Source organism: Candidatus Lokiarchaeota archaeon, from assembly GCA_014730275.1.
Lineage (GTDB): Archaea > Asgardarchaeota > Thorarchaeia > Thorarchaeales > Thorarchaeaceae > WJIL01.
This window is the reverse complement of record WJIL01000128.1, coordinates 1-5,010: the sequence shown is the minus strand read 5'-3', so window position 1 is coordinate 5,010 and position 5,010 is coordinate 1. Positions and strand designations below refer to the sequence as shown.

At 46.4% G+C, this 5,010-nt stretch carries 4 protein-coding genes; all 4 read left to right on the top strand.

Going from position 1 to position 5,010, the window contains the following annotated elements; all coding sequences use genetic code 11:
- Positions 1-632, top strand: a 632-nt coding sequence (locus tag GF309_13755) for a pyridoxal-phosphate dependent enzyme (GenBank protein MBD3159843.1), incomplete at its 5' end; no start/stop codon positions are given.
- 93 nt (positions 633-725) lie between these two features.
- Entirely contained in the window at positions 726-1,688 is a 963-nt protein-coding gene (locus GF309_13750) for a pyridoxal-phosphate dependent enzyme (GenBank protein ID MBD3159842.1), read from the top strand.
- Between the two features lie 11 nt (positions 1,689-1,699).
- Positions 1,700-3,301, top strand: coding sequence for a hypothetical protein (locus tag GF309_13745; protein ID MBD3159841.1), 1,602 nt, complete (start codon positions 1,700-1,702; stop codon positions 3,299-3,301).
- A gap of 98 nt (positions 3,302-3,399) precedes the next feature.
- Positions 3,400-5,010: hypothetical protein (locus GF309_13740; protein ID MBD3159840.1), on the top strand; the 1,611-nt coding region annotated here is incomplete at its 3' end.

The following is a 5,010-nucleotide window of genomic DNA, read 5'->3' as shown; positions in this document are numbered from 1 at the left end:
TGAGTGATGAGCGCAAGAAAATACTGCGATTGTTCGGCGCAGAGCTCGAACTGACACCGCCTGAATTTCACACTGCCGCAGCAAAAGAACGAGCAATGGAGCTACACGAGGAGATACCGAACTCGTTCTACGTAAACCAACATGACAATCCCGCAAACAAACAGGCTCACATTGAGACTACTGCTGAAGAAATATGGCGGGATACTGAGGGTGAAGTTGACATTATTATTGCAGCGCTGGGAACCACAGGAACAGCTATGGGCATCGCAGAAGCTCTGAAACCGAGGAAATCAAGATTAGAAGTGATTGGCGTGGAACCCAAAGCCGCACCCATGATTTCTGAGGGAAGTTGGAAGAAGCACAAACTGCCCGGCACGAGTCCTGGCTTTGTTCCAGGCCTATATGAAGAAGGTCTTCTGGACGAGATTATCACGATAGATGCGGAAGGCGAAGCGTATAGATTCTGCCGACGGCTGGCCGCCGAAGAGGGAATACTTGCTGGCATTTCTTCAGGGGCAACGGCTGCAGCGGCAGTTAGAATTGGGAAGCGATCGGAAAATGAGGGCAAGCTAATTGTAGCCATATTCGCTGATTCTGGGCAACGGTACTTGAGTGTGGAAGGGCTATTCTGATGGTCTCAGTCAGCAAATTACAAACACATTTTTGCCGACAAGCTGAATAGTCTCTATTGACAAGCTGTGTTTCATGGGGTCTGTGATGTGGAAATGCCAACGCTTCGTGACATTGAGAATGCTGAAAAACTGCTTAAGACCAGAATAAAACACACCCCTTTAATCCGCTCCGCGTTCCTGAGTGAGATAACAAATGGCAGTGTGTATCTCAAGCTTGAGAACCTGCAGAAGACGGGTGCCTTCAAAATCAGGGGAGCATTCACTGCCTTATCTAGACTTGAGCAGGAAGGGGACTCCAAAGGGGTAATAACCGCCTCTTCAGGAAACCACGGTCAGGCTGTTGGTCTAGCGGCAGCTGAACTGGGAATGAATGCAACAATTGTGGTGCCTGAACATGTCTCGAAGAGTAAACTCGAGAAAATAAAGCAGTTTGATGTAACAGTGATAAAGAGGGGCTCCTACGAGGAGGTTGAACCACTGGCAAAGAAACTGGCACACGATAAGGATCTGATCTATGTGAGTGGTTACAACCATCCTGATATCGTTGCGGGTCAAGGTACTGTTGCACTGGAAATACTGAAGGCAGAACCAGAGACCGATGCAATCATTGTTCCCGTGGGCGGTGGTGGTTTGATATCTGGTATCGCTATTGCAGCGAAGGGTTTGAATCCTGAAATTGAGATAATCGGTGTTCAGGCAGAAGCATCATCTATGGTGTATTATTGCTGGAAATCGAATGAGTTTGTCGAAGTACAAGAGGAAGAGACTGTCGCTTCAGGATTGATGGGCGGTATTCAGGAGGGCTCAATCACACTTTCGATCATGAGGGATAAGGTGGATGACATGATTTTGGTTGAAGAGGGCACTATTACACATGCTCTCAAGATTCTCTATGAAGCCGAAGGCCAGCGTGTTGAAGGTGCAGCAGCTGTTGCAGTCGCTGCGATTCTGAAGAATCCTACGCGGTTCAGGGGAAAGAATATCGTGGCTGTGCTGTCTGGCGGAAATATTGAAGAGTCTACGTTTCAACAATTGATTCGAGAAACTAGTAGCTGAGTGATGAAAGATTGCCTGAAAACTTGGATGCAAAGAAACATTCGTTTCTGAATCGCCTCAGAAAATCACTTTTCTCTGTCCCTGATTGGATATCGGAGAACAGAGCAGATTTACTGCTTTTCATATCTGGGACAGCGGTTACTGTTGCATCTTGCCTTCACTACCTGTTGACTATGCTCACGTGTACTCACCCAGGTTTCACGCTTGATGATTCATGGATCCATCTTGTTTTTGCTCGGACAATATACAAAGGTCGGCCTTGGGAATACTCTCCTGGATACCCGAGCACTGGTTCTACTAGCCCTTTATGGTCGGTTGTTCTCGCCCCGCTTTTCGGATTGACTGGCAATGTTACACAGCTTGTTTTAGGGACCTATTTGATTTCCACCGTATTCTACAGTATAACAACTTGTCTCGTTGGATTTCTCATTTCCGAAGCTACAGGGGGCAGGATTTGGGGGCATCTCGGCATGATTTCGTTTGTGTTACTGCCGCGGAATACATGGCTTATGTTGTCGGGAATGGAAACACCACTTTTCATGTTCCTACTTATGCTTGGCATAACACTTCTACCAAAACACGATATTCACTGTGACATACTATTGGGTGTAGTCATGGGGCTAACGTACTTATCGCGACCGGAAGGAGCTCTCTTGGCTCTTTTTGTTTTGCTTATACGACCCGCCTTCTTGTATACCACGGGTGTTTTGAACCGGAGACGGATTCTTTCATTGTTGGCAATGATTGTTATAGCTGCCCTTGTAGTGATCCCATGGATTCTCCATTGCCTTTCAGTAACTGGGTTACCTCTGCCTGATACTTTCTACGCGAAGGTGCATGTTCCGACGCCGTCTGAAATTGAGGTTTGGAATTTTTTCTGGGGACTCTGGATCCAACAGTATCCCTTCATCATTATCGGGATTGTTTCTTTTCCCCTCCTCATCAAAGCTCGGCGTCCTATGAGCTGGCTGCTTGGTGTTTCTCTACTGATGCTGTATAGACTTACGAATCCTTATGGCGCACTGATTAACAACGCTCGTTATCTTGTCCCTGTATTTTTGTTTCTCTTGATTTCAGCTTTCGCTGGTACGATTATTTTCTTTCGAAGCCTCTTGGAGCGATTTGATTCGCAACCGGGGTCTAGTGATACGGTAGTTGTGGGCTTTGTAGTCTGCCTTCTTTTCATTGTCCCTTCTGTTCCCGCTTATCTGGACCAGGCTCCATTCTATGGTAATGCAGTGAAGAATATCAATGAGCAGCAAGTACACATCGGCCTTTGGCTACGCTATCACACCCCCGAAGACGCTGTCCTAGCAATCCACGATGCTGGAGCGCTCAGATTCTTTTCGAATCGTACGATCATTGATCTTGCTGGCTTGGTCAGTCCTGAAATCATACATGGCAACATGTCGGGAAGAGAGATACTGCTCTATCTCCACGAAAGAGGGTGCAATTACTTCATCTTTTTCGACGACCTGTTCAACTACTGGGCTTGGCAACTCGATTACGCGTATGAGAAATTATACACAGTCCATCTCGATGACAATGTAATATCGGGGCGTGATACGATGTCTGTGTTTAGAATCAAATGGAATGAGACGGGGCTGGTGTGAATCGTGAATGTAGTGGTTAAGCGAGACTATCTGGGTCACGCTCCTCCTCATAAAACAGAAAACAAATACGCGCCTAGCTACTGGAGATGTGAGAACCTATGGTAGAGCCCTGGAAAGTTCAGGTCCGATTTGAGGATTCTTGGCAAAGTGGTTTGCTTTCCTGGTCTGCGGAGGGGCCAATTGTTGAACTTGATTCAGGCGAAGAAATCACCTCGGATGCCCTTGTAAAGCTAAACCAAGAGGCGATCCTCGATGAAAACGGCAAGACTTACGTGCGTCAGGGCAAAGAATACATCATTAGCCTTGAACCGGTTCTAGTACGGGAAGGCACCTTCACACCTGTGCTTGACGAGAAAACTGATTCAAGCATATACCCACCTGACACGAATCTGTGGTATACACGCTTATTACGAGGCAATGAGATGGTCAATTTCTTGCTTCACAATATCGAAGGGTCGGCCAGGTATTATCTTGCTATTGTGCATAAAGACCTCCTTATCCAAGCGCATACTATTAGACAATATGAAGTGGGTGCCCTTCGTTATGAAACGAATGCCGAATTGTGGAGAAAGGGCTGGGCTGCAGATGCCCCCGATTTTGATGCTCTCGCCATACTTGATGATCCCCGTCCTGATTGGAAATGCATTGATCGACTTACCGATGGTATCCGGATTCCCATTCGAGGTGAAACAGTGGCAGAAGCATTTGATGAACTCATTCCTCCACAATGGCCATCAAAAGTACGTCAAGAGATAAAGGCCTTCTTTGCTTACATCTGCAAAGGACAGCCAGAGGAAGATCCCTTAGATTTCTTTCCCCGATTTCAGAAGTATAGAATGCTGTATGGAATGTTGTTGGGCCACTATAGAAGCATGATTCATTCCGCTGATACATATCCTTACGTTCGATGGATGTGGCAGACACAATCTCAGCAACTGCATATTGATAGTCTGGCATTTCCAGAAGAAACAGAGCAGCAGCCATGGCATGTATTTCGCAATTACATGTATGATAGAACATTGGCTTTTGAACGTGCCGCCGAAATTACAGAGAAGCTGAACAAATCTGGAAAAGTAATAACACAGCTCCCGGTCAGTCGCGAAGAAGCAGAAGAATCAGAAGATGCATGGATTGAGCGTATGTGGATGATGGCTATGGGCCTGAGAATATGGGCCCATGTGCGAGCTCCCGTATTGGGACTACAGGAGGCCGTATATCTTGGCCGTGCCCAGCGGTGGCCTCATAAACATTTGAGGACTATAACGCGGCTGGGAGACAGTCACGGGAATCCTCGCTACTTTCATCACATGATGATATCACCGTTAGCTTTCCAAAAGGTCAAAGCTACCATACCGGGTTTATCCAGTATTGCTTTTTCAGCTTACAACGCCAATTATCATTTGTACAACGTTAAAGACCGGCAATGGAGAACCGACTTGGAATCTCTTGAATCTCGAGAAAATATATCGCTTGATGACCTGAAACGTAGATTTGGGAGAAATAAACAAGGGTTCATTGGTCCACTCAGCAAGAAACAGGCCATAATACTTGACTATATTGTTTCACAAGGGTGGCTAGCTGCAATAGAACTTCACAAAGGGATACCTGGCACTGACATAGACCAAGACACGCTCGAGAGATTCCTGACCTTCATGAGGGACGGAAAAGCATTAGATTTGATGTACAGAGTTTCGCCGTATGGGTTACCT